This window comes from Sphingorhabdus contaminans (genome assembly GCF_007280415.1).
In the GTDB taxonomy this organism is placed as follows: domain Bacteria; phylum Pseudomonadota; class Alphaproteobacteria; order Sphingomonadales; family Sphingomonadaceae; genus Sphingorhabdus_B; species Sphingorhabdus_B contaminans.
Map to the genome: position 1 here is coordinate 1,327,952 of NZ_VKKU01000001.1, position 15,924 is coordinate 1,343,875.

General features: G+C 53.7%; 14 protein-coding genes. 8 read left to right on the plus strand and 6 right to left on the minus strand.

Annotation, left to right across the window (positions count from 1 at the left end):
- The first annotated feature begins 22 nt into the window (after positions 1 to 22).
- The 5 genes from FOM92_RS06455 to FOM92_RS06475 are packed head-to-tail and all read left to right on the plus strand — an operon-like array spanning position 23 to position 5,006.
- A complete protein-coding gene (locus FOM92_RS06455; protein WP_143776351.1) occupies positions 23 to 850 on the plus strand; it encodes a phytanoyl-CoA dioxygenase family protein in 828 nt (275 codons plus the stop codon).
- Positions 851 to 905: 55 nt separating this feature from the next.
- Entirely contained in the window at positions 906 to 2,006 is a 1,101-nt protein-coding gene (locus FOM92_RS06460) for an ABC transporter ATP-binding protein (RefSeq protein ID WP_143775939.1), read from the plus strand.
- On the plus strand, positions 2,003 to 2,872 hold the full coding sequence (locus tag FOM92_RS06465; RefSeq protein ID WP_143775940.1) for a carbohydrate ABC transporter permease: 870 nt from the start codon (positions 2,003 to 2,005) through the stop codon (positions 2,870 to 2,872). The genes FOM92_RS06460 and FOM92_RS06465 overlap by 4 nt, the downstream gene beginning before the upstream one ends.
- The gene (locus FOM92_RS06470) at positions 2,869 to 3,705 is read left to right on the plus strand and encodes a carbohydrate ABC transporter permease (RefSeq protein ID WP_143775941.1); all 837 of its coding nucleotides are present in this window, start codon (positions 2,869 to 2,871) and stop codon (positions 3,703 to 3,705) included. Before FOM92_RS06465 ends, FOM92_RS06470 begins: the two co-directional genes overlap by 4 nt.
- Positions 3,702 to 5,006, plus strand: a complete 1,305-nt coding sequence (locus tag FOM92_RS06475) for an ABC transporter substrate-binding protein (protein ID WP_143775942.1) — start codon at positions 3,702 to 3,704, stop codon at positions 5,004 to 5,006. The genes FOM92_RS06470 and FOM92_RS06475 overlap by 4 nt, the downstream gene beginning before the upstream one ends.
- Here the strand turns inward: FOM92_RS06475 and FOM92_RS06480 are convergent.
- The 5 genes from FOM92_RS06480 to FOM92_RS06500 all read right to left on the minus strand — a co-directional run bounded on the left by FOM92_RS06480 (position 5,003) and on the right by FOM92_RS06500 (position 9,110).
- A complete protein-coding gene (locus FOM92_RS06480; protein ID WP_211347355.1) occupies positions 5,003 to 5,857 on the minus strand; it encodes an SMP-30/gluconolactonase/LRE family protein in 855 nt (284 codons plus the stop codon). The genes FOM92_RS06475 and FOM92_RS06480 overlap by 4 nt on opposite strands.
- Position 5,858: 1 nt before the next feature.
- Entirely contained in the window at positions 5,859 to 6,584 is a 726-nt protein-coding gene (locus tag FOM92_RS06485) for a FadR/GntR family transcriptional regulator (protein ID WP_143775944.1), read from the minus strand.
- Between the two features lie 65 nt (positions 6,585 to 6,649).
- On the minus strand, positions 6,650 to 7,570 hold the full coding sequence (locus tag FOM92_RS06490; RefSeq protein ID WP_246087171.1) for a Gfo/Idh/MocA family protein: 921 nt from the start codon (positions 7,568 to 7,570) through the stop codon (positions 6,650 to 6,652).
- A 5-nt stretch (positions 7,571 to 7,575) separates the two neighbouring features.
- Positions 7,576 to 8,208, minus strand: a complete 633-nt coding sequence (locus FOM92_RS06495) for a 2-dehydro-3-deoxy-6-phosphogalactonate aldolase (RefSeq protein WP_143775946.1) — start codon at positions 8,206 to 8,208, stop codon at positions 7,576 to 7,578.
- Positions 8,205 to 9,110: a 2-dehydro-3-deoxygalactonokinase gene (locus tag FOM92_RS06500; protein WP_143775947.1), complete on the minus strand. Its 906-nt coding sequence runs from the start codon at positions 9,108 to 9,110 to the stop codon at positions 8,205 to 8,207. The genes FOM92_RS06495 and FOM92_RS06500 overlap by 4 nt, the downstream gene beginning before the upstream one ends.
- A gap of 136 nt (positions 9,111 to 9,246) precedes the next feature.
- Between FOM92_RS06500 and dgoD the strand changes: the two genes are divergently transcribed.
- The 3 genes from dgoD (at position 9,247) to FOM92_RS06515 (ending at position 14,851) form a co-directional block, all read left to right on the plus strand.
- Positions 9,247 to 10,383 (plus strand): galactonate dehydratase, encoded by a 1,137-nt coding sequence (gene dgoD / locus FOM92_RS06505; RefSeq protein ID WP_143775948.1) that lies wholly within the window; start codon positions 9,247 to 9,249, stop codon positions 10,381 to 10,383.
- A 127-nt stretch (positions 10,384 to 10,510) separates the two neighbouring features.
- A complete protein-coding gene (locus FOM92_RS06510) occupies positions 10,511 to 13,267 on the plus strand; it encodes a TonB-dependent receptor (protein ID WP_143775949.1) in 2,757 nt (918 codons plus the stop codon).
- An 84-nt stretch (positions 13,268 to 13,351) separates the two neighbouring features.
- Positions 13,352 to 14,851, plus strand: a complete 1,500-nt coding sequence (locus FOM92_RS06515; protein WP_143775950.1) for a tryptophan halogenase family protein — start codon at positions 13,352 to 13,354, stop codon at positions 14,849 to 14,851.
- On the opposite strand, the gene FOM92_RS06520 is transcribed toward FOM92_RS06515, so the two are convergent.
- Positions 14,823 to 15,854 carry a glycoside hydrolase family 43 protein gene (locus FOM92_RS06520; protein WP_246087172.1) on the minus strand — a complete coding sequence of 344 codons (1,032 nt, stop codon included), beginning with the start codon at positions 15,852 to 15,854 and terminating at the stop codon, positions 14,823 to 14,825. The two genes, FOM92_RS06515 and FOM92_RS06520, sit on opposite strands and share 29 nt — an antisense overlap.
- Positions 15,855 to 15,924 lie beyond the last annotated feature (70 nt).

Sequence of the window (15,924 nt, forward strand, 5' to 3'; positions counted from 1 at the left end):
ATCTTAGGGAGGATAAGTGTTGATGGACACGGATTATGATGTCGCCGAGATCATGGGCGGAATTTATGGCGCTGGTATCATTTCGCTTGTTGCCGCATATGATGTCGCGCTGATCGATCAAGTTCACAGGAGCATATTGCGATTGTACGATGCCGCACGCGCGATCGACGGCGGGGCCTTACCTAGAGGCCCCGAACGCTGGTATGTCGAGGTTGCCCCCGAAAGTATCGACAATTTCGTGGAAATCGTATCGCATCCTTGGTTCCTTGCGGTTAGCGAGGCAATTTTGGGGCCAGCATGGTCAATTGTCGAAGTCGGATTTGACATTCCGTTCCCCGGCGCAGAAATCCAGCCATGGCATCGTGACTTTGCCGCGCCTGATGCAACACTAAACGGTAGGCGGATTAACTCACTCGCCTTCAATCTGACCGCTGTTGATACGACAGCCGAGATGGGACCGTTTGAAATTGCACCTGGCACACAGTGGGACCGCATTGACGAATGCCAGCAGGGTATGTTTCCGGCGCCCACCCGTTGGCAACGTTATGAAGCACGCGCCGTCAAGAAACTATCTCAGCGTGGTACAATTTCCGCGCGGTCCGCTCTAACTGTCCATCGCGGTACTGCAAATCGTTCCGGCCATGCGCGGCCGGTTCTGGTCATAGGCGTCGATGCGCCCGATGCGAACAATTCTGCACATCACGATCTGCAAATGACGCGAGGATTTTTCGATGCTCTTCCCGATATTCTGACAGGACGTTTTCGTTGCAGATTGGTCGACGAAATAACTCCGGTGCGTCAAAAACATGTTATCGAAGGTCTAATAGATCACCCGCCGCACGGATATTGACCATGAGGCCAAATTGAGCAATACATAATATATATATGATAATTGGGGAGCGGAGTTGACCAGCCTTTCATTGATCGATGTGCGAAAATCATATGGCGCTACTCCTGTTCTAGACGGTGTGACGCTGGAGATGGGCGATTGCGAGTTTATTGCTTTTCTCGGCCCCTCTGGAAGCGGAAAATCGACACTATTGCGGATCATAGCCGGACTGGAAATGGCAGATTCGGGTGAAGTCTGGCTCGAGGGAAAGCGCATAGACGCGCTGGCGCCAGGTGGCCGTGGGGTAGCGCTCGTTTTCCAGCAATATGCCCTCTACCCGCACATGACAGTGCGTGAGAACATGGCATTCGGATTACGCAACGCGAAAGTTCCCAATACCGAGATCGCGGCGCGCATTACGCAAGCGGCGCAAACGCTTGAAATCGATCAGTTACTGGATCGCAAACCCGGTCAGTTATCCGGTGGACAACGCCAGCGTGTTGCGATTGGACGCGCGATCGTAAAAGAACCCAAGCTTTTTCTGCTCGATGAACCGTTATCCAATCTGGATGCGGCACTGCGTAACCGCACACGGGTTGAACTGGCCCAGTTACGCCAACGCGTTCGGGCAGCCGTGATCATGGTTACTCACGATCAGGCCGAAGCGATGACCCTGGCTGACCGTATCGTAGTGATGAATGATCGCAAAATTCAACAGGTTGGCGCACCGATGGAAATATACGATCGGCCGGCGAACCGCTTCGTGGCCCGATTTGTCGGTTCGCCTGCAATGACAATACTACCGGCGCAAGGCCACGCAGCAAGCGGCGGTTATGCGCAAGTTCAGTTGAAGAACGGCACCTTGATTCAAACAAGGGTGAGTACAGCCGATTTGCCGGATGATGGGGAGATCGAAATAGGCTTGCGTCCAGAACATGTCACTGTAACCGCCCCCGGATCAGGTACGATCGATGGCGAGGCCGTAATTGTCGAACGGCTCGGTGATCGCACATTGGTATATGCCAGGTTGGACGACGGTTCCGAAATCGTTGCCGTTGACCGAGGAGACAGCAGCGTACGAATGGGAGTCCGGGTCGGTCTCCAGATAGACGGCGCGTGCGCACATTTATTTGATGCAGACGGTACTTGCCACCATGCTGAACGCGACCAGTTATGATGGAACGTCGTGTTTCGGGAATGGTTTTCGTCCTTCCGTTTATAGGGCTTTATTGCTTCCTGCTGATCCTGCCATTTGTGATGGGTCTGTGGATCAGTTTCCATCGCGCCGATCTGTTCGGTTCGCGCCATTGGGTCGGCCTGGATAATTATGTACGATTGTTTGCCGATCCTGTTTTTTATCAGGCTATGGGGACCACGTTCACCTTGGCTGTACTGATAGTACCAGCATTGACGCTGATCACCCTTCTTCTGGCCCTGGCGCTAAACCGAGCGTCCCGGTCAGCCGCGATTTTCCGAGGCCTGTTTTTTTCCTCGTCGGTTCTTTCCGTAACCATCGTGACGCTTATCTGGCGGTTCGTACTCACGCCAGATTCAGGACTTATAGCCAAGCTTCTGACAGCGATGGGCATAGAACCACTTCCCTTCTTAAGTGATCCCAATCTGACAGTGCCCGCATTAGCCATCACTACAATCTGGTGGGGGCTTGGCTTGCCAATGATGCTCTTTTTAGCAGGACTACAGCAGATCCCGCAGGACATGTACGAGGCAGCATCGCTGGACGGTGCAAATCGGTGGACGACATTTTTCCGGATTACTCTTCCGTCACTTCGGCGGACCACCATTCTGGTGATAATGCTCCAAACGGCGGCACAACTGCAGATCTTCGGACAAGCGCAATTACTAACGCAGGGCGGACCGAGCGGCAGCTCTCGCCCCATTGTTCTATATATTTATGAAGTCGCTTTTGGCAGATGGGAGCTCGGTTACGCAATCGCTGCAGCAGAGGTGCTTTTGCTCCTCATCCTCGCACTTATGCTTGCGCAATATTGGTTGTCGACGCGAGGGGAGGAGGTGCAGCGATGACAACAGCCGCGCATAACAACCGCCTTCCTTTGACTGCGCTTTTCGGGGTTTTGCTGGGTGCCGCAATCATGGTTGCACCGCTTGTCTGGACTTTGTTGCTCTCTTTAAAAAGCAACAGCGAGTTGATGCGGGACAGTTCGGCTGCATTTTCGGCGCCCTACACGCTGGAAAACTACCGGGCGATCCTGGTTGGTTCGGATGTACCACGTTGGCTGCTCAACAGCATCATTGTGTCATTAGGCACAACCGCGGCTGTACTGATGCTTTGCTCACTTGCTGGTTATGGCTTTGCCCGTCTCGACTTCCCTTTCCGGCGCACATTGTTCGTGTTCGTGTTGCTTGGTCTGGCTATTCCGGAACAAGCGGTAATTTTGCCAAGGCATCAGCTTTTTGCAACTTTGGGATGGCACAATAGTTATCCGGGCCTCATCCTTCCGGGGCTCGCCGCGCCATTTGGCGTGTTCTTCATGACCCAATATTTCCGGGCCATTCCAAAGGATCTTGATGAGGCGGCAATGCTAGATGGTGCCTCTCGTTTGGACGTTTTCTGGAGGATATTGCTTCCGTTGACGTTACCGGCCCAAGCCACGCTAGGCGTGTTCACTTTTCTCGGATCTTGGAACGATTATTGGTGGCCACTTATTTCGGCAACTACGAGTGACAAGTACACACTGACCGTCGGGCTGGCTGCTGCACAAATGAACTACGCCCAAACCAGCGGCTTGGGCTTCTTGATGGCTCAGGCGGTGTTCGCATCGATCCCGATCCTGATCGTCTATATCATATTCCAGAAACAGATTGTGCAGGCCATGGCGGGAGCGGCGGTGCGATGAAGATCAAACTATTGCTCGCCACATTGGGTGCCATATTGCTCAGTGGTTGCCAAAGCGATGATGAGCGTCCTACCTTAGTGGTTCAGCGATTTTTCGGGGAATGCGGTGCCGTTTACGGCAAAAGCATTGATGTCGGTAAAGCGGAAACGGAATGTGGCATTGTTACCACCATGCTTAATCGCTTTGCCGCCGAAAATCCGGATATCAATGTTAAAGTAAATATCGTCGCATGGCCGGGATATGCGCAACTGTCTGCCCAAATCGCTGCCGGAGATCCGCCTGACCTGGTCACAATGCACCAGTCGGTTATATCGGATTACCAGGCACGCAGCCTTCTGGAACCTCTGGACGAGATGCTAGCTGATGCAGGGATCACCACCGAAATGCTGACTCCGGCGGGTCAACGGGGAACGATTAAGGATGGACGATTGTACGCCCTTCCCTGGGATACGATCGGTCGTCTGTGGCACATTAACACCGCCTTGATGGCTGAGGCAGGTCTTATGCGGAATGGCAAGCCGTTGCTACCACGAAACCCTGAAGAACTAATCGACCACGCCCGAAAGTTCAAGGCTGCCACGGGAAAACCTTATCTGGTTCAGGCCCAAGTAGCAGCGCCCGATTATCTTGTGGCAAATCTCTATACATATTTGCTGGCGCAAAATGCTGTAGTCTTCCCCGATGCACGCCACATCCGGCTGAATACGCCCGAAGCACGCAAAATAGTCGGGCTTTATCGGACGCTCAACGAAGAAAAACTAACGACGGTCGCACAAGATTTTCCGTCGGCTACAGCTAATTTTGTCAATGGTGGAGGCGGGATATTCCCAACAGGTACATGGATGATCGGTCCATATGAAGAAGCGGCACGGTCGGGAACCAGTGCCCTTAAAGGCTATGCTGTGGCCCCCTTCCCGCAGCTTTGGGGTCAATCCGCAGCATTTGTCGACGGCCATGGCTGGGTCGTACCCAAGGACGACCGCTCATCCGCCGAGCGCAAAGCGATTGTGCGCTTTCTCTCCTTTCTTGCGCGTTACAATTCCGATTGGACACGTACTGGACATTTGCCCGCATTCAATGCGGTTCTGAGTAGCTCTTCCTTCACGCAACAGCCGCATCGCCGCGATATTGCTACAATGGCAGCGACCGGCCAGCAGTTACCCGGATTTGTCCAACGGCAATCCGCGATACAGGGCCTTATTGGTGAGGAATTGGAAGCGGCGGTATCAGGCGTAAAGCCAATTGATCGCGCATTGGCAGATGCCGAGCGGCGAGTGAACGAGTTGCTGTCTCAAATCTAACCCGCAAAGGGCTGCTCTGCAATTCCGGTTACGCCAGGATTAAAAGCATGCAACCCGCCCGCACCCGGTTGCGCTACAAGTTGGGCCTCGGTGAGATCACGCGACGCGGAACTGATAAACAACTTATCAAGGTCGCGTCCGCCAAATGCCACACTGGTCGGTTTCTGAACCGGTACGGAGTATTCCGACAGAAACTCCCCGTTGGGCGAATAGCGACGCACGCACCAGCCATCCCAAAATGCGATCCACAGGCAATCCTCGGCGTCCACGGTCATCCCGTCGGGATATCCGTCTTCATGAGTAAACTGGAGGAAAAGGCGGCGCCCAATCGGATCTCCGCCCGTATCTAAATCGAAGGCGTAGACCTTCTGAATCGCACTATCGGTATGATACATGGTTCGGCCATCGGTGGTAAATGCAGGACCGTTGGTAACGCGGTAGCCGGTATCGATTTGCTTCCAAGTCAAGTCTCGGTCCATTCGATAAAGCGAGCCGCTGGCCTGCCGTTCGTGCCTATCCATGGTTCCCGCCCACAACCGGCCCTTCCGATCCACTTTCGCGTCATTGAAGCGGTTATCCTTTATCGTGGGCTCCGGATCGGCTATCGGGCTAATTTCAAACTTCTCGCTGATCGCGACCCATCCATCATAGGATCCACCGATATAACCACCTCCCACGCGAGGAACGATCGAGCAGAGTTTTGTCGTCAGTTCACGGGTCGTAGCGCCCTGGTCTTCGGACCAGCGGAATAATTTGCATGAATTAATGTCGATCCAGTAAAGCGCCTGCTCATGTTCAACCCAACATGGCCCTTCCCCGAGATTGGCGCGAAAATCAGCAAGCAAATCCACGTCAGGCGGCGTTTTCGGCATCGGCAATAAGGTGCATCACGTCTGCAATCAGTTCCGTCATCGCTGCTTGCGCGGCAAGCGGATCCCGATTGGCAATCGCATCAAGCACCGCCTTATGTTGCGGCAAACTGGCTGTGCGCCCTTTAAACCGGTTGGTAAACCGGATTGAGCTCCGTAACGCGGTTGTTACAACATCACGGAACTGGGCATAAAATGGATTGGCCGATGCCTGTAGAATGGCGACGTGAAAGGCAATATCGGCCTCGAGCGGATCATCCTCATCCTGTTCCGCAGCTTCCATCCTCGCAAAACCAGCCCGAATTGCGGCAAGTCCTTCGGCACCATGCGCTTTTGCAGCCAGAGCTGCGGCCGCAGGTTCAATGGCCACGCGCAATTCGGAAAACTGGCGCAGCAAATCGAGCGAAAACTTTCGATCAAGCAACCAGCGCAGCACATCGATATCGAACAGGTTCCAGCGATCCGTGCCTTGTACCATTGTACCTTTTCGGGGACGCGCCGTCAGCAAACCCTTCGCACCGAGCATCTTTACTGCTTCGCGCACGACGGAACGGCTGACCTCATATTGCTTGGCTAACTCAGCTTCTGTCGGAAAGCCTTGGTTATCAAATTGGCCCGTCACAATGGCCTTACCCAGCATGTCCAGCATGCCATAAGTCAGATTGCGCCCCATCGCAGCCGATGTATTAAATTCCGTAAACTCAGCCATTCGAAATATCCCCTGCCGGATTGTGCCCCGGTCTCCATTCGATGCAGCACGGTTTAGCGGATAATTCACACAAAATCTCCCACCAACTTGCGTTTTCCGATAAGAAATGCATCCGCTACGATCCGAAGCGGTTCGGCATCAATGAAGCTCTTGCCGGCATTAACATGATCAGAAAAATCTCGGTATATGGAGGAATATTCGCCCTCCACAGGCAACAATTGCGGCGTACCGTCAATCAACAATTTTGCACCACCTTCAACAAGCTCGACCTGCTCGCCCGATTCAAGTTCGATGCTGATCGACCATTGTTCCTTCCCCATGCCCCGCCAATCCATATCCGCCACCCGGTCGTCACCGTCAAATTTCAAACGCGTCGCAATGGGTGCATGGCGGTTGGCGGGAAAAAGCAACTCGGCACTTCTTACTGATAGAGGTACAGAAAGAATGCGTGTTAGGATGGAAAGGCCATTAATGCCTGGATCGAAAACGCCAAACCCACCGGGTTCCCATATCCATTGCTGGTCGGGATGAAATTTTCGAACATCTTCGTGCCACACCAAGGATATCCGTTTGACGGGCGCGCCCGCCAATACTGCTTTAGCGGGCGCAACGCCCGCAGCGTGTTGCGAGTGCCAGGCCGTGTAAATCAGCGAACCATGCTTCTTTGCAAGCGCGACCAATTGATCCATCTCACCTAAGGTTGCTGCAGGAGGCTTTTCCAAAAGTACGGACAGACCTGCGGCAATTGCTTGCGAAGCAAGTGCGAAACGCGGCTTGGGTGGAGTGCAAATTGCTATCGCGTCGACACGGCTGGGAAGAGCGGTCATCATTTCCGCTATTGTATCGAATTTGGGGCAACCAATATCTGCGGCTGACCCGTGTGACACGATTGCTGCCAATTCATAACCTCCATGGGCACGAATTGCCGGCAAATGTTCGTCACGGGCTATTTTACCAAAGCCAGCAATTGCAATGCGGATAGTCACGCGCGCTACTCCCGGATTGCCGCGATAAAGGCTGCAGCATTTCTGGCGACCTGCGATGCTGAATAGCCGGGCCGGTAGAGGGCTCCGCCAAGCCCGAATCCGTCTGCTCCCGCCGACTTCCATTGAGGAACTCTGTCAGTGGTGACCCCGCCTACGACCAAAACGGGCATGTCGGTCGGCAATACCGCCCGCTGTGCTTTTAAAACTTCCGGCGTCGCAGCTTCGGCGGGAAAAAGTTTAATCGCGTGGGCACCAGCATTGATCGCAGCGAAGGCTTCTGTCGGACTGAAGTATCCCGGAATCGAAACAAGGTCTGCAGAACACGCAGCCTCGATTACTTCCGGATTGCAATTCGGTGAGACAATTAGCTGTCCGCCCGCGGCGGCAATATCCGCTATTTGCTTCTTATTGAGAACAGTACCCGCACCTATCAACGCACGACCAGCGCAATGATCGGCAAGGCGGGCGATGCTCGCCAACGGATCGGGTGAATTCAGCGGAACTTCGATCATGGCAATGCCCTCGCTGATCAAGGCGTCAGCGACATCCGCCACTTCATCCGTACGGATGCCGCGCAATATTGCGATGACCGGGCACTCGGCCATTCTGGAGAGAAATTCACTTCGGGCCTTTGTCATGATGCGTTTTCCTGCACTACGCGGAGATGGTCGACAATCGCCTGCATACCTGCGACAAAAGCATCGTCATCGTTTACGATATGAGCGCGAAATCGGGCTCTCTCGAACGCCCGTAAATAGAGCGTGGATAGCTGCTGGTTCCCAACAATCGCAATCATATCGCGAGGATGGCCGGCAGCCAGCCCTGCTCTCACATCCGAGCCGATCAGCAATCCGCTGGCAAAAGACGCACCATCCAGTTCGCGCGTCGACAAGAGATATTGTGATCGAACTTGGAATAATGATGACAGCAGATGTGCGCCATTTAATGCCAAATCAACTCCTTCGTCGAACGAATGATTTGCTGCCGGTTCATTTTGCATCTGCGATGACAGTACACTATCACGGCGAAGTAAGCTGAAGATTTCTCCCGTCATCATGGTTTGTACACCTGCAATCAAGCCATCTTGCAGGCGCACCCATTTGCTATGTGTACCCGGATGACAAACAAGGCCATCGGCAGCGACAGTGCCAAGCTGTAGTGCTCCAAACGCCTGAACTTCTTCACCACGCATTACGTCTGCGTTTCCGTCAATTTGGCAAACGCCTGGTACGATACCAATCGAACCGCCCTGCATCCAGAATATGCCTTTTGCCAAATCAGCAAGATCAGTGGGGCAAGATTTGTAAGGCACCTGATGCCATCCTTTGTCCGAACCAACCATGCCGGCAAGCAACATGGGGTAATCGCCAAACCTGCTACGCAGATCGCTTGCCGAAACCTCAAATCCCCCTTTTGGAACTGACAGCAGACCTTGGTTATCCGCATAGCTTTCCAGTTTGCCATGCGTAGGATCAATCAACCAAGCACGGCGGTTTGTGGTCCCCCAATCGACGGCAATGTATCGTTGCTGGCCCCACACTAACCCTTTGTCCCATCTTCTTAATCTACAGAAAAACGAACCCGGATGATTAACTTGGTTCTACTTCTGGTTGCATTGTATGTATTATCATATAAATATGTAAATAGATTTTGTCACGAGGGATAGCGCGCTCAATATGAAAATCGTTCGTATAGAAACCTTCCACGTTCCACCCCGCTGGCTGTTTGTCAGAGTGGAAGCAGACAATGGACAGTTAGGTTGGGGCGAGGCGAGCCTCGAAGGACATGCCGAAGCAGTTGACGGCGCACTTGAGGCGCTGCGGGATAGGTTCGTTGGTGCGGATCCGCGACGGATCGAGGATATTTGGCAAATCGGCTACCGTGGAGGCTTCTATCGCGGAGGCCCTGTGTTGATGTCCGCGATTTCCGGAATGGATCAGGCGCTTTGGGATCTAAAGGGTAAACATTACGGCGTCCCGGCATGGGAACTTCTGGGCGGATATGTCCGCGATAAGGTTCGGGCTTATGCCTGGATTGGAGGCGATCGGCCCGACGATATCGCAGAGGCGGCGCAAAAGCGTCGCGCACAAGGCTTCTCGGCCGTGAAAATGAACGCCACTTCCGAGATGGGTTACATCGGGGCACCACAGTTCGATGACGTTATCGAACGTGTGCACGCGGCCAAGAGTGCAGGACTGGACGTAGGGGTCGACTTTCATGGGCGTCTTCACCGGCCCATGGCAAAGCAATTGGCACGGGCACTCGAGCCACTGGGGCTTCTTTTCATCGAGGAGCCGTTGCTTTCTGAAAATCCCGAGGCTTTTTCAGCCTTCGCCGCACTGGTCAGCACGCCGATTGCCATGGGCGAACGGTTGTATTCCCGCTGGGACTTTAAGCGCTTTTTTGAAAGCGGCGTAATTGACATCATCCAGCCGGATCTCAGCCATGCAGGCGGCTTGACCGAATGTCGCAAGATTGCCGCAATGGCGGAAAGCTACGACATCGCGGTTGCACCGCATTGTCCGCTCGGGCCTCTCGCACTCGCCTCCTGTCTGCAGCTCGCCGCATCGTCGCCAAATGTTGTAATCCAGGAAATGTCGCTGGGGATCCATTATAACGAAGGCCACGATCTGCTGAGCTTTTGCCAGAACCCAGACGTACTGACACCAAATGCCGGGTATCTGGCGATTCCAACCGGCCCGGGATTGGGCGTGGAAATCGACGAAGCGAAAGTGCGTGCTGCCCACGAAACCCGTCATCGGTGGCGAAATCCGATCTGGCGGCACACAGATGGAAGTGTGGCCGAATGGTGACGCTCGGCAAGAATCAATCTGTTCAATCAGATTTATCATATAAATGCTTGCATCACACTTTGATGCTGCTTTATGATGCCAACAGAGAACCGCATTATTGCGATAAAAAAGAGGGGATGAACAACCAATGCGATTGAAGACTATAGCTCGCTGCACAGCATCGCTCGTCGTGCTGACTCTTTCTGCTACAAGTGTCTGGGCGCAGGACGCCACTGCGCCTGACCAGGACGACGCTGCCGCCGAAGACACGATCGTGGTTTCCGGCCTTCGCGCGTCACTTGAATCCGCGCAAAGCACTAAGCAACGATCGGATAAAATCGTGGATTCGATTGTTGCTGAAGATATCGGCAAGCTTCCCGATGTCGCTGTTTCCGATACCGCAGCACGTATTCCCGGAATTCAGGTGGAGCGGCGTGGAGGAGAAGCCAGCCGTGTGCTTGTCCGCGGGCTTGACCGGTTCAATTACACCACAACCTATAATGGCCGGGAGATTTTCACTGCCGAAACCAGGTCGGTAGCGCTACAGGATTTTCCGGCAGGAGGGATCAGCGCAATTGACGTGTTCAAGACATCAAGCGCAGATCTCGTCGAACCGGGCATTGCCGGATTGATCAATGTCCGTTCGCGAAGGCCGTTTGACTTTGAAGATTCAGAAATCGCAGGTTCGGTCTGGGGTGTTTATCCGGACAAGTCCCGCGACCTCGAACCGAATGCACAGTTGCTCCTTTCCGACCGGTGGGATGCCGGTGACGGCGAAATCGGAGCGCTGATCAATTTTTCATACACGCGCATGCACTATCGCGATTCAGTGCGTCGTCATGGCTTCTTTATCGCCGATCTGGCGGGCGCACGCTCTCCCGACTGGCCGGAAATCCAGTATGCAGAAGCCGAACGCTGGCGTCCCTCGATTAATGGCGCGATCCAGTGGCGTCCGAACCCCGATGTCGAAATTTATGTCGAGGGTCTGTGGCAAGGCTATCGTGAACGCGCAACCGACCGTATGTGGGCACAGCCGTTGTGGGGCGGTGCATCGTACAGTAACCTTGTTATCAATAACGGTCAGATCATCAGTGGCACCGTTACCAATCCGACCGCATGTTGCGGTGGCAATCATACGTGGGGATTCCAAGGCGCGACCAAGCGCGATACAAATACTTACCAGTTCGCAGTCGGCGGACGTTGGGATGCGGGACCGCTACGCATCACTGCCGATATCGCACGCACAGACAGCACGTTCGATCTGCGTACCGAAAGTGTCGATTATGAAATCAACACGAAAAACTATTCGGTCGACTGGTTCACAGGTCGGCCGGGTGGATCAGGCCCGACTTTCCAGATCCGGGGCGTCGATCCAACCAACCCCGCAATTTACAATTATCGCGGATTTTATGAAGATTATCTCACAGCAAAAGGCGACGATTGGCAGGCCCGCCTTGATTTTCAATATGAGCCGACCGGGTTAGACTTCCTCCCGTCACTCAATTGGGGATTACGGTTCGTCAACCGCGACGCTTCATCGCAGGCCGGTGATTTTTACTGGAATCTTCGAGACCGGGGTATTCCGATCAGTGCTGTGCCTCTGGAATATGTGCTCCAACCCAGCGGTTTCCGGGGTGATAAAAATGCGCCATTCCCGGTTAGCTGGTTCGGACCCACTTTCAACAGCGTACAGTCTAACCTGACCCAACTTCGGCAGTTTAACATCACGCTGACAGGAGCCGGTTCAGTTGACGGCCCGCCTGTCGATCCCGGACGCACGTTCAACATAAATGAGAAAACCTACGCGGGATATGCGCAGGCGAATTATGAGTTCGACATGGGTAGCGTTGTCGTTGACGGTGAATTGGGTTTGCGTGTTGTACGCACAGAAACCGAAACCAATGGAACCCTGTTTTCCACAACCGGACCGACAGCGGTCAGCTTTTCGACAGCATACACCGACTGGTTACCTAGCGCGAACATGCGCGTTCAATTCACTCCAGCGGTCCAGGCACGATTTGCCTTTACCCAAACCCGCACTCGTCCGAATTTTGCACAACTGAATCCGGCACTGAGGCTGGCTCCGGCGACCCCCTGTGCGCCGGGTCAAACCAATTGCATCCGCACCGGTTCTGGAGGGAACCCATTCCTTCAGCCACTTGATTCCGACAATTATGACGCCAGCCTTGAATATTATTTCTCGCGCACAGGATTTGCGTCGCTCGGAATTTTCCGCCGGGACATGCAAGGATTTATAGCAAATCGTGCCTTTGAATTTCCGCAGCCAGATCCGGAAACAGGCCGTACACTTGTGATTTCAGGACCGGTGAATACACGCGAAGCGCGGATCAAAGGAGTTGAAGCGCAAGTATCCGGATTCTTCGATTTCCTACCCGGCTGGATGAGCGGGTTCGGAGCGCAGGCAAATGTTACCTACATCGATGCGAAGGCGGAGTTTGGCTTTTTCTGCCCCGCAACGGCAAATGCACCATGTGTTGCCGGTCCGGGCGCACCTAATGCCGCAACCTTGCGCACGCGCATACCTGATGTGTCTCGCTGGACCTACAATCTGGTCGGTATGTATGAACGCGATGGATTGACACTTCGCCTTGCATATAACCATCGGAGCAGTTTCCCCGAGGCCGATCGGGCCGAACGAGATGGCTTTTTCACGTTGCAAGGCCGTGGCAATGCGGTCTCGCGTCTGGATTGGTCCAGCAGCTATGCCGTGACCGACAAGGTAACACTCTTCTTCGACTGGACCAACATTTTGAATGACCCGTTCAAATCAGATATCGTTCGGGTGAATTATCCCGGCGGCGTGCCAAGCGCTGAAGAGATTTTCCCGATGGTCGTTCGTCAGGAAGAATCGGTTTTGTCCGGCGGGGTTCGTTTCCGCTTCTAAACCTGAAGCCTGTGGCGCAACAGTGTATCTGCCTTCAGCCGATGCCTGTTGCGCCCCATGCAGTATGAGCTCAAAGATTTTCATATGAGCGACCATGACATTCAGAAGATAGTCATTGTTGGCGGTGGAACAGCCGGGTGGATGGCTGCGGCAGCCCTCGCTTCACTGCTAAAAGCCGGCATCAACATATGTTTGATCGAGTCCGATGACATTGGAACGGTCGGCGTCGGCGAAGCAACAATTCCTCCTCTCATCGCATTCAATACGATGCTCGGCATCAACGAAGACATGTTCCTCAAGGCAACGATGGGCACGTTCAAACTTGGCATCGAGTTTGTGAATTGGGGTGCCTGTGGTGAACGCTATTTCCATCCTTTTGGACCCCATGGTCAGGATTTTCAGGGCATAAATTTCCACCAGCTTTACTTGCGCGAGGCACAATCACGCAACATGCCGCCTATACAAAATTGGTCTATGAGCGCATCGGCCGCCGCACTTGGCAAATTCGCCCGGCCCGGACCAGATGCACGTCTTCCATTGTCGCAACTGGCCTATGCTTTTCATTTTGATGCCGGATTATATGCTGCATTTCTAAGACAATTGGCCGAGGGTCGGGGTGTCAGCCGGATAGAAGGCAAGATTGTGGATGCCGGACTCGCAGACAACGGGGACATCGCCAATGTCAGACTGGACGATGGACGGATCGTAGAGGGTGAACTTTTTATCGATTGTTCCGGATTTCGGGGCCTGTTGATAGAAGATAAACTCGGCACCGGATATGATGACTGGAGCCAATGGCTACCTTGTGACCGCGCCGTTGCGGTGCCAAGTAAGCTTCTTGGTCCGGCGGACCCGTTTACACGTTCGACAGCCCATCATGCCGGATGGCAATGGCGAATTCCCTTGCAGCACCGCATGGGCAACGGCCTCGTTTATTCAAGTTCCTTTTTAGACAGCAAGGATGCCATCTCCTTGCTACTTTCCGCTATTGAAGGTGATGCCCTTGCCACTCCTCGACAGCTTAGCTTTACCGCCGGGCGACGCCGCCGGGCCTGGAACAGGAATGTCGTCTCGTTGGGACTTTCAAGCGGATTTGTTGAACCACTTGAATCGACCAGCATCCACCTGATCCAGAGTGGCATCGCAAAACTACTGGCGCTGTTCCCTGACCGCCGTTTCGATCCGTTAGAACGCGACGAATACAACCGGCAAATGCAGGCAGTTTTTGAAGATGTTCGCGATTTTGTGATCCTGCATTACAAAGCGACCCGGCGTGATGACAGCGAATTTTGGAATTATTGCCGTACGATGGATGTGCCGGACAGTCTGTCGACAAAACTCGATCTTTGGAAATCAAAAGGACGCCTCTTTCGCGAGGGTTTTGAACTGTTTGGAACAGCAAGTTGGGTCGCAGTGTTACTGGGCCAAGGGATTGTGCCTGCGGAAACAGAGCCTGCGGCTTTTGCAATTGATCCGGCTATGACAAGCGACGCGCTCGAAAAAATGCGCACAAGTTATACCCGGATGGCCGAACATTTGCCCCGTCACGAAGACTTCATTGCGCAGGTGTGCGCCGCAGGCTGACGCCAATTTGGGGCACTCCATCTTTCCAGAGAAGCGGTGCGATGTACAGATATCGGCGATTGTCAAAACGCCGACATCCTTTGGTCGCGGCCCAGCCGTGAAAAGCGATGAATTGCTTGCCGCCAACGTCGAAAACAGATTGATGGCCCGGCCCGCTCAGACAGCCTGCCTTCCGGTCATTATAACTATACAAAATGGGGTTGGACGGAGAATCCGTGCAAGGTCCCATGGGGCCTTTGCAAACCGCATATCCTATGGCGTAAGGTGACAGGCGCTGGTGTTTTTCCCAGCCAAAATGATTTGCCGAATAGAAAAGCGCATATCCGTTTGCATGCCGCACCATAGTGGGGGCTTCGATTACATGCGCTTCCCATTCCGTGTCGTTACGCAGCAATGAAACCGCCTCTCCTTCGACGCGCATCCCGTCGGAACTCAAGCGCTGCACAAAGATGTCGGTCTTCTTCCCAAATTTGGGATTATTACCGTCATTTTTGAAGTACAGATAATTTGCGCCATCCTCATCTCGAAAGGCATGGCTATCGATTGTACCGCCAATTTCGGTTTGGCACACAAGTGGTTTTTCATCACGCGACGTAAACGGACCGAAAGGACTGGCACTGAAAGCGGAACCGATACACTGTAAATCGCTTGAACGGTCTTTCGCCGTGAAGTGCAGAACGAAGCCGTCCTTCGTACGCAAAACCTCTGGCGCCCAGGTGAAGCCGCCCCGCGCCCAGGGCGGCAAGACGGGCATCGCATCATGCAGTTTGCCTCCCTCTTCCACTAACGTCCAATCGACGAGATTTGTGGAGCGGGCCATCTGCACATTTGCGCGATCGCCTTGGGCGTTCGTTGCATACGCCAGAAACTCGTCGCCGTGGCGCATGACAAAAGGATCGGGAAAATCAGTCGTAAATGCGGGGATGAACGGCGGATTGTTTGCCAATGTCGGCTGCAGCGCCAAAGCAGCAAAAGGTGCGAACAACAAAGCAAATTTTCTCACATCATCTCCTCTGTTTGGGCCCGGCCAATTGTTTCTTTCAATATAGATCTCGGGTTAGATTGCTAAACCC

What these genes read in the sequence shown, in the direction of transcription:
- FOM92_RS06510 (WP_143775949.1), top strand. Translation starts at nt 10,511, where the DNA reads ATGCGATTGAAGACTATAGCTCGCTGCACAGCATCGCTCGTCGTGCTG.
- FOM92_RS06495 (WP_143775946.1), bottom strand. Translation starts at nt 8,208, where the DNA reads ATGACAAAGGCCCGAAGTGAATTTCTCTCCAGAATGGCCGAGTGCCCG.
- FOM92_RS06465 (WP_143775940.1), top strand. Translation starts at nt 2,003, where the DNA reads ATGATGGAACGTCGTGTTTCGGGAATGGTTTTCGTCCTTCCGTTTATA.
- FOM92_RS06470 (WP_143775941.1), top strand. Translation starts at nt 2,869, where the DNA reads ATGACAACAGCCGCGCATAACAACCGCCTTCCTTTGACTGCGCTTTTC.
- FOM92_RS06485 (WP_143775944.1), bottom strand. Translation starts at nt 6,584, where the DNA reads ATGGCTGAGTTTACGGAATTTAATACATCGGCTGCGATGGGGCGCAAT.
- FOM92_RS06515 (WP_143775950.1), top strand. Translation starts at nt 13,352, where the DNA reads ATGAGCGACCATGACATTCAGAAGATAGTCATTGTTGGCGGTGGAACA.
- FOM92_RS06475 (WP_143775942.1), top strand. Translation starts at nt 3,702, where the DNA reads ATGAAGATCAAACTATTGCTCGCCACATTGGGTGCCATATTGCTCAGT.
- dgoD (WP_143775948.1), top strand. Translation starts at nt 9,247, where the DNA reads ATGAAAATCGTTCGTATAGAAACCTTCCACGTTCCACCCCGCTGGCTG.
- FOM92_RS06455 (WP_143776351.1), top strand. Translation starts at nt 23, where the DNA reads ATGGACACGGATTATGATGTCGCCGAGATCATGGGCGGAATTTATGGC.